Genomic DNA, 15,862 nt, shown 5'->3' with positions numbered 1-15,862 from the left:
AATCCGCCGCCGGATGCCGCTGTGGGCCAACTGGATCATGATGCAGGCCTTGGTCGTTTGCCGAGCCCATTTGCCGAGCTCATTTGCCATGAAAAAAATTCGCCACCTTCTCGTTCTTTTCGCTGCGGCCGCGTGCACCCACACCGGCGCTCAAACCGCGGGAGCCGCCCCGCGCGGTTCCAGCGACTTCCCGAGCCCCGCCGCGTCGCATGGCTCCGTTTCCGAATCGAATGCCGCCGTGTTCAAGGCTTGCGCCAACGCTCCGATAGCGAATGGGACGTGCCCGCTCGATGCGGTCTTCGGCCTCTTCAAGCTGGCGCCGAACAACGACGTGCTGGATTTCAAGGCTTCGAACACCGTCCCCCGGACGATCAACCAGAACTACGGCTGGATCCTGAAGCTCAACCGGAAGACCGGCAAAGTCCGCGTTCTCGAACGCATGACATTGCCGGAAACCCCGAAGACATGGGGCACCGGCGGCCAGCCTTACGGCATGTCGGCGGACCGCAAGACTCTTTCGCTGGACGTGACCTTGACCATCCACGACGGCACCATTTCGAAGTCCTGGGACGTGGTCGAGGGCGATCCTCCCGGCCACTACCTGATCACCGCCTACGTCGAAGACTCCGCCCCGGTGCAGTTCGAGTTCGATGTCATCGATCCAAGATGACCAACTGCCGTGGTCCTGTGGGTTGAATGCGGCTGAGCTGTCTTCCCACGGCAGTTCATGATCGTCCACAGGGGCGCGCCGCTTCGTGCCGTTGGCTGCTGCTGCTGCGCCAGCCCGCCGCGCTGCGGATTTTTCCCTACTCGCGCTTCCTGCCCAGCTTCACCAGCTCGACCACGATCAGCGCGACGCCCAGCACCAATGCGAACCAGCCCACCAGATAGGCCCCCGCCACCATCTCGAACCAGCGCGTGCCCTGCAGGAAGCGCGGCCCCAGCAGGACGGCGACGCCGATCACCAGGCAGAGGATGCCGCGTTCGAGCGTGCGGAGTTGTCGTTTGGGTTGCGCCATGGCTTCGTCGTTGTCCGGGAGAGTGAGGGGGAGCGGGAAATCAGTGCGTCATTTTCCCGCGCATCGCGGCCGGATGGCCCTGCAGCTGGAACGACTTGCCCGTCGGCACCAGCGTGTCGCCGTCCAGCCTCAGGATCGTGATGTCCTGGTCGATGAAGTTGCCCACGTACAGATACCTGCCATCGGCGCTCCACACCGCACCCTCCGGCAGCCCGCGCACCACCACCTCGTTGGCGCGCGTGACTTTCTTGCCGTCGATCTTCAGCAGCACCACCGAGCCGTTGCGGTTGTAGAAGTAGGCGTTCTTCGCCGCGTTGCTGCCGCGCAGGATCACCGCCACCGCATGCTTGCCGGTCGGGCTCACGGCCAGGCCCTCGGGGCCGTCGCCGACGACCACCTTGTCGACCACGCGCGGCGGCGCGGCTTCCATGTCGATCACGCTGACCGTGTCGACCTGTCCGTCGGAGGCGCCCGAGTTGCCGTTGTCGGCGGTCAGCGCGAGCTTGCCGTCGGGCGTCACGTCGACGTTGTAGGGCCACAGGCCCGCGGCGAGGTCGACCTTGTTGTAGCTGACCTTCTCGCCGTTCACGTCGAGCAGCGCGATCTTGTGGCTCGGGAACTTGGCCGCCAGCGCACGCTTGCCGTCGGGCGTGAAGCGCACGTGCGCCACAGAGTCGCCCATGGCCACGGTGTCGACCAGCGTCACCTTCTTGCCCGAGATGCGCAGCACGCTCACCGAGTTGTCGGCGCGGTTGGCCACCAGCGCCAGGTCGCCCGCGCGGTTGATCGACAGGCCCGAGGGCTGCCTGCCCACCTGCAGCGTGTCGAGCAGCTTGGGCGGCGTGGTGGTCAGGTCGATCACGAAGAGCCGGTTGTCGGGCACCTGCTTGCGCGCGCCGTTGTCCTCGACCACGTTGAGCGAGTTGGCGACCAGCGCCAGCGTCTCGCCGGGCGTGATCGCGAGGTTGGTCGGCGGACCGGCGATGGTGTTGTCCAGCTGCAGCGTGCCGAGCACCTTGGGCGCTAGCGGATCGGTGCCGATGTCCAGCACCTGCACCGTGTCGCGCCCCATCGGCCCGAGGATCACAGCGCCGGCGTCGTTCCACGACTGCTTCTCGTCGTTCGCCACCAGCATCAGCTGGCGCTGGGGCAGCGTTGGGGTGAGGTTCGTGCAGCCCGCGACGAGCGCAAGGGCAAGGGCCGCGAGCCCGGTGGAACGCAACTTCATGGGTGTCTCCGGTGTGTGTTGTTGTGAGCGCGCATGGTAGCGAAGGGCTGGGCGAATGCGGCAAGAATGCGGCAACCATTGATCTTTGCTATGAATCAGACGCCGACCGCCCTCGTCCGTGCTGCCACTATGGTCGATCTGCCAGCGGTGCAGGCGCTGTATGCCGAACTCCGCCCGAATGATCCGGTGCTGTCGCCGGATGAGGCGCAGCGCCTGTGGCGCGAAATCGTGGAAGACCCGCATGCCTGTGTCGTCGTCGCCGAAATAGCGGAAACGCTCGGCGCGACCTGCATGCTCGCGACGATTCCTAATCTCGCCAGTGGCGGACGGCGCATCGGCGTCATCGAGCACGTCATCACGGCCGCGGCCTTCCGCCGGCGCGGGCTCGCGCGGCTGGTGTTGCAGCATGCGCTCGATCTGGCCTGGCAGCAGGGCTGCTGCAAGGTGCTGCTGCTTTCCGGCGTGGCGCGCGAGGAGGCGCATGGCCTCTACGAGGCTGTCGGCTTCAGAGGTGACGTGGAGCGCGGCTTCGTCGCCAAGCCTGCCACGGATGCTCCGAGCGGCACAATCGACCGATCTCATCTGCGAGCCCAGTCATGACCATCGAGATACCGAAGGAAGCCCGCCAGCAGGCCATCATCTCCATCGAGCGCTATTTCCGCGAGAACATGGAAGAACCCATCGGCAACGTCGCGGCGGGTGCGCTGCTCGGTTTCTTCCTGGAGGAGATCGGGCCGCTGGTCTACAACCGGGCGGTGGCCGAAGTGCAGGAGCGGCTGCAGGCGCGAGTCTCTGAAATCGACCTCGAGGTACATGAGGACGAATTCCAGTACTGGCGCAAATTCGACAAGCAGAAGAAAGGCCGCTAGCGAAGCCTGCCAGCGTAGCGCCCGCGCATCGTGGCGAGTTCAGAAATGCTTCAAAACGTTGCAGAATTCGCAGCCATGCACCTCCACCGCACCTCCCAAAGCCGCGCGACTCCTTCCGTTCTGCGCGCCCTTGCGGCCTTGCCCTTCGTGCTCGCCGCTTCCTTCGCCACCGCACAGCAGGACCCGTCGGGCTTTCCGCTCGACTCGGTCGGCTACCTGAACGAGGAACTGCCCCGCATGGAGGCGGCCATCGCCGCGAAAGACCGAAGCTTCTTCCACGGCGCGATGGTCCGCACCGTGCAGTTCTCGGAGCGCTGGGGCTTCAAGAGCAAGGCCAATCCCGAACTCGCGGCGTACCCGATGTGCACGGCGGCGGTGATGGACTACGCTGTGGTCGGCATGTGCCGGCTCGCACCGTCCGACGAGTGCGAGCCCGGGCTGGCCTCGCGCTTCGACGCGAACGTGCAGCGCTGCCGGGAGCTGGCGGCAAGGAAATAGCCCAAAGAGACGAAAGAAAGAGACACCCGCCATGGACTACGCCGCCCGCTACAAGACCCTCGCCATCGAGCGCCGCGGCGCGAACGGCGGGGTGCTCGACATCCGGATGCTGGCGGCCAACGGCAAGCTGCCCACGGCGGGCCACGACGGCCATCGCGAACTCGCCGAGATCTGGCGCGATGTGTCGGCCGACGACAGCGTGCGCTGCGCGGTGCTGCGGGGCGAGGGGCTGGGCTTCTCGGGCGGCGGCGACCTCGCCATGGTGCAGGACATGACCACCGACGACGTGGTGCGCCAGCGCGTGTGGCGCGAGGCGCGCGACCTCGTCTACAACATCGTCAACTGCGACAAGCCCATCGTGAGCGCCATGCACGGCCCGGCGGTGGGCGCGGGCCTGGTGGCGGGGCTGCTGGCCGACATCTCCATCGCCGCGAAGAACGCGAAGATCGTCGACGGCCACACCCGCCTGGGCGTGGCGGCGGGCGACCACGCCGCCATCGTCTGGCCGCTGCTGTGCGGCATGGCCAAGGCCAAGTACCACCTGCTGCTGTGCGAGCCGGTGAGCGGCGAGGAGGCCGAGCGCATCGGGCTCGTGTCGCTCGCGGTGGAAGAGGCCGACCTGCTGCCCCGCGCCTACGAGGTGGCCGACCGGCTCGCGGCCGGCAGCCAGAGCGCGATCCGCTTCACCAAGTACGCGCTGAACAACTGGTTGCGCCAGGCCGGCCCGACCTTCGATGCTTCGCTGGCGCTCGAATTCATGGGCTTCGCGGGGGCCGATGTGCGCGAGGGCGTCGCCTCGTTGCGCGAGAAGCGTGCGCCCAACTTCGGCTGAAGAAAGACCGGCCGGCCTCAGGCCTTGCGCAATCCCTGCAGCGTCTGCAGCAGCACCACCCGCGTCTGCCCGAGGATCATCCCCTTCCACTCGTCGTTGTCGCAGTAGAAGCCGTCGCGCAGCCGCGTGCGGATCTCGCGCTTCTGCGCTTCCGGCGCCTCGGGGTGGCGGCGCAGCCAGGTGTCGGCGCGCAGGCGGTCGAGCACTTCCAGGTCGGGCAGGGTGCCGAATTCGAGGCCCATGGGCGCGATCTTCGCGTTGGGGCATTCGTCGTACGCGGTGGAAATCACAGGGCCCGACACGTCGGCCGAGGCCGAGTCGCCGGCGAAGGGCGCGAACACGTCGGCGCCCCACCAGTCGTGAGCCCGCGCCAGGTCTTCGGGCGTGTTACGGCCCGGGTAGATCTTCTCGCCGTGGCCGTAGGGGCCGAGGCCGGTGTGCACGTCGATCCAGCCCAGGTGCGTGGCCGAGGCGGCGTACTTGCGCAGGATCTTGCGGATGGTCCTGTTGCTCCACGAAGGCGCGGTGCCGCCGTAGAACAGGCCGTCGGGCGAGGTGTACTGGCCGCGCGTCACGGCGGCGCGGAAGGCGCGCATGCCGTGCTTCTCGACGTAGGCGGCCACGGCCGCTTCGTCGGCGGGCGTCGGCGGCCAGGTGGCGGGCAGCACCAGCGGCTCGACATCGGCGTACTCGGCATTCACCGGCAGCGGCGCGTTGAAGTCGATGTGGTTGCGGTTCAGGTCGATGTTGTCTTCGTTCGTGCGGTGCAGGTGCGAGAAGCCGTGCGGGTTGACCGCGTGCACCAGCAGCAGCGAGACGCCGGCCTGCTCCAGCCGCGAGAGCAGGTCCGCGTCGTTGAGCGTGGCGATCTGCGTGCCCGAGCCGCAGAAGCCTTCGGGGCCGTGCGTGCCCGAACTCACGAGCAGCACCTTCTTCGCGTCGATGGCGCCGACCAGCGCGACGTCGGTGGCCAGCTCTTCGCCGAGCGCGCCCCTGTGCGCTTCCATCACGAAGGATTCGACCGTGGCGCCGCGCTGCGCGGCAGCCTCCAGGAACTTGGCGCGGGCCTCGACATACGTGCCCGAGAAGAAGCGCGTGGCGGCGGTGGGTTGTGCTTGCATGGGGTGGAGACTCCTGTGCTTCGAATGGTGATGAAGGCCGTGGGTCAGGCCGATGCCGAATGGGCGCCGGCGGCGTCGATGTCGCGGCCCGTATGGTCGCGCAGCCAGAGCAGGCCCAGCAGCGAGACCACCGTCATCGCCACCAGGTACCAGGCCGGCGCGAGCTTGCTGCCCGTGGCGTTGAGCAGCCAGGTGCTGATGAAGGGCGCAAAGCCCCCGAAGAGCGCCACGCCCACGCTGTACACCAGCGACATGCCGCTGGCGCGCACCGCCTTCGGGAACATCTCGGGCAGCATCGTGATGCCGGGCACCGTCTGCACGACGAGGCCGAAGCTGAACACGCCGAGCACCACGAACAGCACCGTGGGCGTCGGCGAGGCGTTCAGCCACAGGAAGCCGGGATAGATCAGCAGGGCGAGCGCGACGCGGCTCCAGACGATCAGCGTCTTGCGGCCCACCACGTCCGACAGCTTGCCGACGAAGGGCGCGAAGGCGAAGGAGATGAGGCCGGTGAGCGCGGCGCCGAAGAGCGCCACCGAGGGCGTGAAGCCCAGCTCGCGCACGGCGTACGTGGGCATGTAGAAGGTCACGACATACGCCGCCGTGGTGCCGCCGACCAGCGAAAGAATGGCCGCCAGCACCGTCCTGCCGTGCTGCGTGCAGACGATCTTCAGGCTGCTCTCGCGCGGCGCCGCGGCCTCCTGCGGCGAGATGTGCAGCGACTCTTCGAGATGGCGGCGGATGTACATGCCCACCGGCGCGATCAGCATGCCGATGACGAAGGGAATGCGCCAGCCCCAGCTCTGCATCGATTCGGCAGACAGCGTGAAGGTCAGCAGGCCCACCACGACGGCGCCGAGCATCACGCCCAGGCCCTGGCTCGCGAACTGCCAGCTCGCCATGTAGCCGCGATTGGCCGGCGTGGCGTGTTCCACCAGCAGCGTGGTCGATGCGCCGACCTCGCCGCCGGCCGAGAAGCCCTGGATGAGCCGCGCCAGCACGATGACGATGGGCGCCGCGACGCCGATGGCTGCATAGGTGGGCGTGAAGGCGATCATGGCGCAGCCCAGCGCCATCAGGAAGATGGTGAGCGTCATGGCCTTCTTGCGGCCCGCGCGGTCCGCGTATGCGCCGATGACGATGCCGCCCAGCGGCCGCATGATGAAGCCCACGCCGAAGCTGGCCACCGTCAGCAGCAGCTGGCCGTAGGAACTGAAGGTCGGGAAGAACAGCTTGCCGATCACGAGCGCCAGGAAACCGTAGACGGTGAAGTCGAAGAACTCCAGCCCGTTGCCGATGGTGGTGGCCACGATGGTCTGGCGGCGGCGCGCGGGGGACGAGGACGGCGCGGGCCGGGTGCTTGGGGTGCTCATGTGTCTCCAGTGTTGGCTTTGCTTTTCGGAATGTCGGTCGAAGGTCTACGCCCTGGCCGCGCCGGATGCTAGAGATTCACCGCTGTCATGAAAAGACAATAATTGGGCTTCTAAGATAACTTTTGGTTTTCATGAAACCCAACCAGCTGCATGCCTTCGTGGCCGTGGTGGAGCAGTTGAGCATCCGTGCCGCCGCGCGCGTGCTGGGCATCTCGCAGCCGGCTGTCACCAAGATCGTGCGCGAGCTGGAGCGCGAGGTCGGCGCGCCGCTGGTGGAGCGCAGCGTCAAGGGCGTGCAGCTCACCGAATTCGGCAAGGCCTTCGCGCCGCGCGCCCGGCTGCTGCTGGCCGACATGCAGCGCGCCCGCGACGAGATCGCACAGATCCGCGACGGTCTCACCGGCAAGGTGGCGCTGGCCGTCAGCACCTCCTTCGCGCTCACCGTGCTGCCGGTGGCCTTCAAGGACTTCCACGCGCGGCTGCCCGCCGTCGATGTGCAATTCAGCGAAACCGTGCTGCCCTGGATGCTGGCGCGCCTGCGCGAGGGCTCGCTCGACTTCGCGGTGGCGCACGTGGTGCCGGGCCGGCTCGATCCGCAGTTCGAGGCGATGGAACTCTTTCCGGTGAAGCTGGTGGTGGGCCTGCGCGAGCGCCACCCGCTGCGCGCGAGCCGCTCGATCCGCGATCTCTACAAGGCCGAGTGGATCCTTCCGGGCGACGACCACTTCAGCGGCCGCGAGGCCGTCTCGCCGCTGCTGCCGCTGGGGCTGCCGCCGCCGGCGCGGGTGATCCAGGGGCAGTCGGTCACGGTGGCGCTGGCGCTGGTGGGGCAGATGGATCTTGTCGGCCTGTTCGTCGAGCCGCTGGCCACGCTGACATTCAAGCGCCACGGCATCCGCCGCGTGGAGATCGAGGAAGAGCTGCCGATGCTCAGCGTGAGCGTCATCAAGCGGCGCGGGCAACTGCTGACGCCGGCCGCGCAGCATTTCGTCGAATGCATCCAGCGGGCCTCGGCGGCGGCGGTGGCTGCCTAGGCCTGGGCAGGAGGAAAGACCACGCCGGCCTCGCCCGGCTTCCAGGGCTCGTACTTGTGCATGGCGCGCTCGAAGAGTTCCGATGCGGTCCAGCCCGAGAGCCAGGCCTGCAGGCGCGGCCAGGGCTGGGCGCCGAACCATGCCGCGTCGACCATCGCGAACTGGCGCACGAAGGGCATGAGGGCGGCGTCGGCCAGTGTCGTGCGGGTGCCGGCCAGGTTCGCCGAGGTCGAGAGCCGGGCTTCGAGATCGCGCAGGAAAGCCGCGCCACGCTCGCGTGCGGGCTCGCCGCCGTCCGCATGCCGGTCGGGGTACTTGTAGCGGTCGAGCTGAGGCTTGAAGCCCTCGTCGCAGGCGGCGACCAGCGCGAGCATGTCCTGCAGCGTGCCGGTCTCTGGCTGGAGCCAGCCGTGCGGATCGCTGCGGCGCAGCGCCCACAGCATCACGTCCAGGCTCTGCTCCAGCACCGCGCCGTCTTCGGCGACCAGCACCGGCACCGTCCCCTTGGGAGAGGCGGCGAGCATGTCGGCCGGCTTGTTCTTCAGCGCCACTTCACGCAGCTCGCACCGCTGGCCACTGGCGACCAGCGCGAGGCGGGCGCGCATCGCATAGGGGCAGCGGCGGAACGAGTAGAGAACGGGCAGGGCGGGAGGCATTCGATCCGGACAGGCGAAGCAGCCGATTTTCGGACATGCCACGGCCGTTTTTCCAGACAATCGGGCCCCATGGGTGAACGCCTCTTCCTCCGGCTCGACGACGACCCGCTGCACGGGCCGGAATCGGGTGCACCTGCCGGCACGCTGCGCGCGTTTCCGGTCGCGGCCGCGCTGCGCGGACATGTATCGCACCTCATGCTGTGCCGCGAGAGCCTTGCCGACGGCCACGAGGTACGCGAGCGGGTGTTGCCTGACGGCGCTGTGCGGCTGATCTTCAACTTCGGCGATGCGCCCTTCGTCGGGGACGAGCAGGGGCAGGCGGTGGAAGCCATCGGCGCCTCGATCACGCCGGTCATGTTGCGCATGCGGCGGAAGGTGGAGGGCCTTTCCGTCACCCTCCGCCCCGGTGCCGCCGCCGCGCTGCTGGGACTGCCGGCCGGAGAGATTGGCGGCACGGCGGTGCATCTCGACGAGCTCTGGCGTGGCGAAGGCGCGGAACTGCTCGAACGCATGACCGAAGCGCGTGACGACGCGACGCGTGTGGCACAGCTGCAGGCCGCGCTGCTGCGCAGGCTCCGCGATGACGATGCCGGGGGTAACGCTGCCGCCATCCGCGCGGCGCAACTCATCGCAGGCTCCGGTGGGCGGCGCCCTTTGCGCGAGGTGGCTGCGGCCGTGGGCGTCGGAGAGCGGCGCCTGCAGCAGCTCTTCCATGCCCACGTGGGGCTTTCGCCGCGCGCCTGGAGCCGGCTCGCGCGCATGCACGGCTGCCTGCGCGCGCTGCGGCAGCAGCCTTCGCCGGCCTGGGCCGAGGTGGCGCTGGAGGGCGGCTTCTACGACCAGTCGCATCTGGTCAACGAGTTCCGTGCGCTGTGCGGCGTCACGCCGACCGAGTTCCTCGACCAGGCGGTTTCGGGTTCTTCCAAGACGGCGGGTTGAGCGCTGGCTATCTTCATCCGCTCTCAGGCAAAAGGATCAAAGGAGCCATCAGGATGAACGACGAAGAAAAGACGCCAGGCCGGCCGCTGAAGGACTGCGTGGCGGTGGTGACCGGCGCGAGCCGCGGCGCAGGGCGCGGCATCGCGATCGAACTGGGCGCTGCCGGCGCCACCGTGTACGTCACCGGCCGCAGCACGCGCGAGCGGCCCGCCGACACCTACGGCCAGTTGCTGGCCCTCTCCGACATGGCGACGGTGCCCGGCAGCATCGACGACACGGCGGACGAGGTCTCGCGCATGGGCGGGCGCGGCATCGCGGTGCGCTGCGACCACACGAAGGAAGAGGAGGTCTCCGCGCTCTTCGCCCGGGTCGAGCGCGAGGCCGGCCGCATCGACCTGCTGGTGAACAACGCCTGGGGCGGCCACGAGACCTTCACCGGCGTGTTCGAGGCGCCGTTCTGGGAACACCCGCTGTCGAACTGGGACTCGATGTTCGACCGCGGCGTGCGCAACCACCTGCTGGCCAGCCGCTGCGCCGCGCCGCTGATGGTGCGGGCGAAGAAGGGCCTGATCGTCACCACCACTTTCTGGGACCGAGGCCACTACATGCGCGGCAGCCTCTTCTACGACTTGGCCAAGGCATCGATGACGCGGCTGGCCTTCGGCATGGCGCAGGACCTGAAGCCGCACGGCGTGGCCTCGGTGGCGGTGTCGCCCGGCTGGATGCGCACCGAGTTCGTGCTGGCCGGCCACAAGACCGACGAGGCCCACTGGCAGCAGCGCCCCGAACTGTCGCGCACCGAGTCGCCGCGCTACGTGGGGCGGGCCATCGCGGCGCTGGCCGGCGACCCGATGGTGATGGACAGGAGCGGCGAGGTGCTGCGCGTGGGCGACCTGGCGCGCGAATACAGTTTCACCGACATCGATGGCAGGCAGGTTCCGCCTTTCGAGATGTAGCAGGCCAGGGACGGCGGCCGAAGCAGGCAAATGCTGACAGGTGCAGGCGGCCGCGCGGTGAGGAAATCTCGTTCATCGTTTGTTCTTCCGGAGGCGATCCATGGCGACCCAGACATCCCCGGCCCGGCCACAGCTCAAGCCCGCCATCGAACTGGCCAGGGCCAACCCGGTGCGCTTTCCCAACGAGAGCGCCGAATACCGCGAGGCCCGCACGGCGCTCCTGGCCGAGGAGATCGAACTGCGCCGCCACCTGGAGCGCGTGGCGCAGCAGCGGCGCGAGCTGCCGCCCGGCGGCGTGGTGCCGCAGGACTATCTCTTCGAAGGCAGGGAAGGGCCGGTGCTGCTTTCCGGGCTCTTCGGCGGGCACGGCACGCTCATCACCTACAACTGGATGTTCGGCCCGAAGCGCGAGCGCCCGTGCCCGATGTGCACGTCGCTGTTGAGCGCTTACGACGGCGAGATGCCCGACATCCTGCAGCGCGTGGCTTTCGCGGTGATCGCGACTTCGCCCATCGCCCGGATGACGGCCTTTGCCGCCGAGCGCGGCTGGCGCTACCTGCCGCTGTATTCGTCGGCGGGCAACACCTTCAACCGCGACTATGCAGGCGAGACGCCCGACAGCGGCGACAACCCCGCGTTCAACGTGTTCCGGCGCGAGAGCGACGGAACCATCCGCCATTTCTGGGCCGGCGAAATGGGCGCCGGAGCGTCAGACCCGGGGCAGGACCCCCGCGGCGCGCCCGATCCGATGCCGATCTGGAACCTGCTCGACATGACGCCCGAGGGCCGAGGGACGGACTGGTATCCGAAGCTGGCCTACTGAGCGGCCGGGGCGAGCCCGCGTACATCGATGCGGAAGCGCAGCTCCGGGGTGCCGCCAAGCGCGGGCAGCTTGACGAATTCTTCCACCAGCACGCCGCCGTTGGCGCGGATCACCTGCTGCGAGGCGATGTTGCCGGGGTCGGTCGTGATTTCCACCTGGTCGAGGCCCCTGGCGCGCGCCTCGGGCAGCAGGGCGCGCAGCGCGGCCTTGGCGTAGCCCTTGCCGCTTTTCCACGGCACCACGGCGTAGCCGATGTGGCCGAGGCAGTAGGCGGGCAGGGAGTTGGTGCCCGGCTGCCAGCGCAGCTGGATGCTGCCGCAGAACTCGCCGTCCCACATCCAGCGCCGGTAGCCCGGCAGGCGCGGCACTGTGCCGCCATCGGGCAGCGAGACGGGCGGGCCCTTGGCTTCCGGGTCGACGAGGCTGGCCAGAAAGCGCGCGGGGTCGATGCGGATCTGGGCAAGCTCTTCCAGGCCGGCCTCGGGCCGGAGGTTGTTGGGCGACCAGCCGCGCTCCAGCGCCGCAATGTAGCCGGGGAGATGTTCCCGCGAAGGCCAGACGAGCTGCAAGGGCGAGGCGGAGAAATCGGAAAGGGCGGTCATGCCGCCGATGGTAGGCGAAGGCCCCGGCGCGGCAGAAAACGCAACGCAGTTGCATTGGGTTCATATAATGCAATCCTGTTGCATATATGGAGCCGATCCCCATGGCCGACCGCCTTCCCGTTACCGTGCTCTCCGGCTTCCTTGGCGCCGGCAAGACCACGCTGCTGAACCACATCCTCCACAACCGCGAAGGCCGGCGCGTTGCGGTCATCGTCAACGACATGAGCGAGGTCAACATCGACGCGGCGCTGGTGCGCAATGGCGGTGCCGAGCTCTCGCGCACCGACGAGAAGCTGGTGGAGATGAGCAACGGCTGCATCTGCTGCACGTTGCGCGAGGACCTGCTCGTCGAGGTGCGGCGCCTGGCGAAGGACAAGCGTTTCGACCAGCTGGTGATCGAGTCCACCGGCATCTCCGAACCCCTGCCGGTGGCCGAGACCTTCACCTTCGCCGGGGAGGACGGCAAGAGCCTGTCGGACGTGGCGCGGCTCGACACCATGGTGACGGTGGTCGACGCCTTCAACTTCCTGCGCGACTACGGCTCGCCCGACAGCCTCGGCCAGCGCGGGCAGTCGCTGGGCGACGAGGACACGCGCACGGTGGTCGACCTGCTGATCGAGCAGATCGAGTTCTGCGACGTGCTGGTGGTCAACAAGACCGACCTCGTCACGCCCGAGGAGCGCGAGCGGCTGATGGCGATATTGCGCAGCCTGAATCCGCGTGCGCGCATCGAGGTGTCGGAGTTCGGCCGCGTGGCGCTCGACCGCGTGCTCGACACCGGCCTCTTCGACTTCGAGCAGGCCGAGCGGGCGCCCGGCTGGCTGGCCGAGCTGCGCGGCGAGCATGTGCCGGAGAGCGAGGAATACGGCATCCGCAGCTTCGTCTACCGCTCGCGGCTGCCGTTTCACCCGATGCGCTTCTGGAAGCTGGTGCAGAGCGAGTGGGAGGGCGTGGTGCGCTCCAAGGGCTTCTTCTGGCTCGCCAGCCGTGCCACGCGCGCGGGTTCGTGGTCGCAGGCCGGCGGGGCCTGCCGCTACGGCGTGGCGGGCTTCTGGTGGGCGGCGGTGCCGCGCGAGCACTGGCCGACCGATCCGGATGCGCTGGAGCTCATCCGCAAGAACTGGGACCCTGCCACCGGCGATGCCCGCCAGGAGCTGGTGCTGATCGGCATCGGCATGGACGAAGAGGCGCTGCGCGCCCGGCTGGACGCCTGCCTGCTCACCGAAGACGAGATGCGCTTCGGCGCCTCGTGGTGGCAGAACTTCCCGGATCCGTTCCCGTCCTGGAACGTCTGAGGCGCGCTATCTGGCGCAGTCGCCGCAGGTGCCGTGGAGGGTCAATGCGGTGTGGCGCGTGTCGATGCCCTGCTTGCGCAGCGCTCGCCCCAACCGGCCCATCACCTTCGGCAGTTCCGGGTCAGAGGGCAGCGCCAGCACCTTGTGGCACTGGTCGCATTCGAAGGTGTTGCCCGACTCGGCCTCCACGTGGCGCGAGAAGCGGTTGACGCGGTCGGCGCCCACGCGGCGGTCGCACAGGCCGGCCTCGACCAGCCGGTCGAGCACGCGGTAGACCGTCACCCGATCGGGCGCCTCGCCGGTGGCGGCGGTGTAGGCGGCTGCCACTTCCTCGTGCGTCAGGGGTTGCGAGCTGTGCTCGATGAGCTCGAGCACGGTCTGGGCGGCGCGCGTCACGCGCAGGCCGTTCTCGCGCAGCAGCGTTTCGCTGTCGAACGGGGCGGCGCGCGGGGGCTTCGGGTGCGAGGTCGGGGTCTTCATGAGGTCTTCTTGCGAAACGCCATTGTGTTGCATCCCGGGGCGGCGTGGACAGCGGGCGGCCGAATCGCCCGCCTGGCATGCCAGATAATCGCCGCCATCGTCGAGACAGACAGACCACCGGGCGGCACGAACAGCATGGACATAGAGCGGGGCGGCGACGTACTCAGCCACGTGCTTGCGACATACAGGTCCGAAAGAGCCGTGACCGCGCGCTTCTCGCTGTCGGCCCCCTGGTCACTGCACTCCACCGGCGTGGCCGGCCCGCTGATCCGCATGTGCACCGGGGCGCCGTACTGGATCGCGGTGGACGGCGCAGAGCCGGTGCAGGTGGCGCCGCACGACATCGCGATGCTGCCGCAGGGCGGGGCGCATACCGTGTCGTCCGCGCCGGGGCTGGAGCCGGTGCCTTTCCGCTCGCTGATCGAGGCGCACTCGGTCGGCCGGCATGGCGACCACCCCATCGTCTTCTCGCACGGCGGAGGCGGCCCGGCCACCGAGCTCTTCTCGCTGCACCTGTGGATGCCCGCGCAGGGGCTGGGCTCCATCATCGGCAGCCTGCCGCCGCTGATCGTGCTGCGGCAGGCGCAGATTCCCACCACCGCCTCGCTCGCGCAGGCCATGGAAACGCTGGTGAACGAGACCATCACCCAGCGCCCGGGCTGGCAGCTGTCGGCGGCGCGCATGGCCGACCTGCTGCTGGTGCACATCCTCTGCGAGCACCTCTATGCCCAGCCGCAGGCGCAGGAGCACGGCGAAAAGTTCGGCAGCCTGCGCGGACTGGACGACGAGAGCATCGCCCGCGCGATCTCGCTGATGCACGAGCGGCCCGGGCATCCGTGGTCGGTGGCCTCGCTGGCGCAGGCCAGCTACCTGTCGCGCACCGTCTTCAGCGAGCGCTTCCGCGCGCTGGTGGGCGTGACGCCCATGCACTACCTGGGCTCCTACCGCATGACGCTGGCCGCCGAGAAACTCAAGAACCGGCAGCTGAGCCTGCACCAGGTGGCCGAGGCGGTCGGCTATGCGTCGGAAAAGGCCTTCTCGCGCGCGTTCCAGCGCTGGACGGGCATGACGCCGAGCGCCTACGCGCGCCGGGCCGAAACGGACTGAACCCACTGTCCCGTACGCCCGGTGCCCAAATCCGGCCTGCCGGAGGTTGAGGCCGCCACCCGCCAGCCGAACAATCGGCGCATGGCCATCACCCCACGCAAGAGAGTCGTTCCCGAAGTCCGCAACCCCGCGCTCGAGCTGTCGCTGGTGAAGCCCATCGCCACCGGCGACAACGCCCAGCGCGCCGCCACCGCGCGCGACACCGACGGCGAGCCGCTCACCGCCTTCGAGGGCGCGAGCAACCCCTACCTGGAGCACCAGCGCAACGACCTGCTGCTGAGCCTGCAGCACATGCGCAGCGAAGGCCACGACGAGATGGTCTTCATGTGCATCACCCACTGCAAGGAGCTGAGCTTCAAGGCCATTCACTACGAACTGGCCAACATGCAGGCGCGCATCCGGGCCGACGACGTGGCCGGCGCGCTGCAGCTGGTGCCGCGCGTGCGGGCGCTGCTCGAATTCCTCGGCAAGACCTGGGATGTGCTCTCGACCATCACGCCGCACGAGTTCAACCAGTTCCGCAACACGCTGGGTGTCGCCTCGGGCCAGCAGTCGTACATGTACCGGCACGTGGAATTCATCCTCGGCAACAAGTCTGTGCCGCTGGCACGCGCGCATGCCAACAACCCCGACGTGTGGCCCTACATGGAGCGCGCGCTGAATTCGCCGAGCCTGTACGACGACGTGCTGGCGCTGCTGCACCGCCGCGACATCGCCGTGCCGCCCGAGGCACTGTCGCGCGACTGGTCGGCGCCCTATGTGCCCAACCCGGGCGTGGAGGCCGCGTGGCTCTGGGTGTACGGCGACCCGACGCCCGAGAACGAGCTTTACCGCCTCGGCGAGGCGCTGATGGACATCGCCGACGTGTTCTCGCAATACCGCTGGCGGCACTTCGTGTCGGTCGAGCGCATCCTGGGCTTCAAGCCCGGCACGGGCGGCTCGGCCGGCGTGGGCTGGCTGCGCAGCGTGGTCGACCACCGGTTCTTTCCCGAGCTCTGGTCGGTGCGGACCCAGCTCTGAGCTTTTCTCG

Annotated in this window: 19 protein-coding genes; 12 read left to right on the top strand and 7 right to left on the bottom strand. The window is 68.6% G+C overall.

The window, feature by feature from the left end:
• Nucleotides 1-88: 88 nt before the first annotated feature.
• Complete coding sequence (locus ACAM57_RS21140; protein ID WP_369658795.1) at nt 89-670, top strand: hypothetical protein; 582 nt, start codon at nt 89-91, stop codon at nt 668-670.
• Nucleotides 671-806: 136 nt separating this feature from the next.
• On the opposite strand, the gene ACAM57_RS21135 is transcribed toward ACAM57_RS21140, so the two are convergent.
• Together ACAM57_RS21135 and ACAM57_RS21130 are read right to left on the bottom strand one after the other, a co-directional pair.
• Nucleotides 807-1,019, bottom strand: coding sequence for a hypothetical protein (locus ACAM57_RS21135; RefSeq protein ID WP_369658794.1), 213 nt, complete (start codon nt 1,017-1,019; stop codon nt 807-809).
• 40 nt (nt 1,020-1,059) lie between these two features.
• The gene (locus ACAM57_RS21130; protein ID WP_369658793.1) at nt 1,060-2,247 is read right to left on the bottom strand and encodes a YncE family protein; all 1,188 of its coding nucleotides are present in this window, start codon (nt 2,245-2,247) and stop codon (nt 1,060-1,062) included.
• A gap of 90 nt (nt 2,248-2,337) precedes the next feature.
• On the opposite strand from ACAM57_RS21130, the gene ACAM57_RS21125 reads away from it, so the two are divergent.
• The 4 genes from ACAM57_RS21125 to ACAM57_RS21110 all read left to right on the top strand — a co-directional run bounded on the left by ACAM57_RS21125 (nt 2,338) and on the right by ACAM57_RS21110 (nt 4,446).
• Nucleotides 2,338-2,847 (top strand): N-acetyltransferase family protein, encoded by a 510-nt coding sequence (locus tag ACAM57_RS21125; protein ID WP_369658792.1) that lies wholly within the window; start codon nt 2,338-2,340, stop codon nt 2,845-2,847.
• Nucleotides 2,844-3,116, top strand: coding sequence for a DUF2164 domain-containing protein (locus ACAM57_RS21120; RefSeq protein WP_369658791.1), 273 nt, complete (start codon nt 2,844-2,846; stop codon nt 3,114-3,116). Before ACAM57_RS21125 ends, ACAM57_RS21120 begins: the two co-directional genes overlap by 4 nt.
• Before the next feature lie 75 nt (nt 3,117-3,191).
• On the top strand, nt 3,192-3,614 hold the full coding sequence (locus ACAM57_RS21115) for a hypothetical protein (RefSeq protein WP_126024179.1): 423 nt from the start codon (nt 3,192-3,194) through the stop codon (nt 3,612-3,614).
• Between the two features lie 31 nt (nt 3,615-3,645).
• The gene (locus ACAM57_RS21110) at nt 3,646-4,446 is read left to right on the top strand and encodes an enoyl-CoA hydratase/isomerase family protein (protein WP_369658790.1); all 801 of its coding nucleotides are present in this window, start codon (nt 3,646-3,648) and stop codon (nt 4,444-4,446) included.
• 17 nt (nt 4,447-4,463) lie between these two features.
• On the opposite strand, the gene ACAM57_RS21105 is transcribed toward ACAM57_RS21110, so the two are convergent.
• Together ACAM57_RS21105 and ACAM57_RS21100 are read right to left on the bottom strand one after the other, a co-directional pair.
• Nucleotides 4,464-5,567: a M14 family metallopeptidase gene (locus tag ACAM57_RS21105; RefSeq protein ID WP_369658789.1), complete on the bottom strand. Its 1,104-nt coding sequence runs from the start codon at nt 5,565-5,567 to the stop codon at nt 4,464-4,466.
• Between the two features lie 44 nt (nt 5,568-5,611).
• Entirely contained in the window at nt 5,612-6,940 is a 1,329-nt protein-coding gene (locus ACAM57_RS21100; protein WP_369658788.1) for an MFS transporter, read from the bottom strand.
• 131 nt (nt 6,941-7,071) lie between these two features.
• Between ACAM57_RS21100 and ACAM57_RS21095 the strand changes: the two genes are divergently transcribed.
• Complete coding sequence (locus ACAM57_RS21095; RefSeq protein ID WP_184636240.1) at nt 7,072-7,974, top strand: LysR family transcriptional regulator; 903 nt, start codon at nt 7,072-7,074, stop codon at nt 7,972-7,974.
• On the opposite strand, the gene ACAM57_RS21090 is transcribed toward ACAM57_RS21095, so the two are convergent.
• Entirely contained in the window at nt 7,971-8,630 is a 660-nt protein-coding gene (locus ACAM57_RS21090) for a glutathione S-transferase (protein WP_184636242.1), read from the bottom strand. The genes ACAM57_RS21095 and ACAM57_RS21090 overlap by 4 nt on opposite strands.
• Before the next feature lie 69 nt (nt 8,631-8,699).
• Between ACAM57_RS21090 and ACAM57_RS21085 the strand changes: the two genes are divergently transcribed.
• From ACAM57_RS21085 to ACAM57_RS21075, 3 genes are all read left to right on the top strand, one after another.
• Nucleotides 8,700-9,569 (top strand): helix-turn-helix domain-containing protein, encoded by an 870-nt coding sequence (locus ACAM57_RS21085; RefSeq protein ID WP_369658787.1) that lies wholly within the window; start codon nt 8,700-8,702, stop codon nt 9,567-9,569.
• Between the two features lie 53 nt (nt 9,570-9,622).
• Nucleotides 9,623-10,525 (top strand): SDR family NAD(P)-dependent oxidoreductase, encoded by a 903-nt coding sequence (locus ACAM57_RS21080; RefSeq protein ID WP_184636246.1) that lies wholly within the window; start codon nt 9,623-9,625, stop codon nt 10,523-10,525.
• A 100-nt stretch (nt 10,526-10,625) separates the two neighbouring features.
• Nucleotides 10,626-11,348 (top strand): DUF899 family protein, encoded by a 723-nt coding sequence (locus tag ACAM57_RS21075; RefSeq protein ID WP_369658786.1) that lies wholly within the window; start codon nt 10,626-10,628, stop codon nt 11,346-11,348.
• Here the strand turns inward: ACAM57_RS21075 and ACAM57_RS21070 are convergent.
• Nucleotides 11,342-11,950, bottom strand: a complete 609-nt coding sequence (locus tag ACAM57_RS21070; protein ID WP_369658785.1) for a GNAT family N-acetyltransferase — start codon at nt 11,948-11,950, stop codon at nt 11,342-11,344. The genes ACAM57_RS21075 and ACAM57_RS21070 overlap by 7 nt on opposite strands.
• A 101-nt stretch (nt 11,951-12,051) precedes the next feature.
• Here ACAM57_RS21070 and zigA point away from each other — a divergent pair, with 101 nt between their 5' ends.
• The gene (zigA, locus tag ACAM57_RS21065; protein ID WP_369658784.1) at nt 12,052-13,245 is read left to right on the top strand and encodes a zinc metallochaperone GTPase ZigA; all 1,194 of its coding nucleotides are present in this window, start codon (nt 12,052-12,054) and stop codon (nt 13,243-13,245) included.
• Between the two features lie 6 nt (nt 13,246-13,251).
• Here the strand turns inward: zigA and ACAM57_RS21060 are convergent, their stop codons facing one another.
• On the bottom strand, nt 13,252-13,725 hold the full coding sequence (locus tag ACAM57_RS21060; RefSeq protein ID WP_369658783.1) for a Fur family transcriptional regulator: 474 nt from the start codon (nt 13,723-13,725) through the stop codon (nt 13,252-13,254).
• A 135-nt stretch (nt 13,726-13,860) separates the two neighbouring features.
• Here ACAM57_RS21060 and ACAM57_RS21055 point away from each other — a divergent pair, with 135 nt between their 5' ends.
• On the top strand, nt 13,861-14,832 hold the full coding sequence (locus tag ACAM57_RS21055; RefSeq protein WP_369658782.1) for an AraC family transcriptional regulator: 972 nt from the start codon (nt 13,861-13,863) through the stop codon (nt 14,830-14,832).
• An 81-nt stretch (nt 14,833-14,913) separates the two neighbouring features.
• The gene (locus tag ACAM57_RS21050) at nt 14,914-15,852 is read left to right on the top strand and encodes a tryptophan 2,3-dioxygenase (RefSeq protein WP_369658781.1); all 939 of its coding nucleotides are present in this window, start codon (nt 14,914-14,916) and stop codon (nt 15,850-15,852) included.
• Nucleotides 15,853-15,862: the final 10 nt, after the last annotated feature.

This window comes from Variovorax sp. V15, assembly GCF_041154425.1.
In the GTDB taxonomy this organism is placed as follows: Bacteria; Pseudomonadota; Gammaproteobacteria; order Burkholderiales; family Burkholderiaceae_C; genus Variovorax; species Variovorax guangxiensis.
Note: the sequence above shows the minus strand (reverse complement) of the source record. Positions and strands in the feature narration are given on the sequence as shown.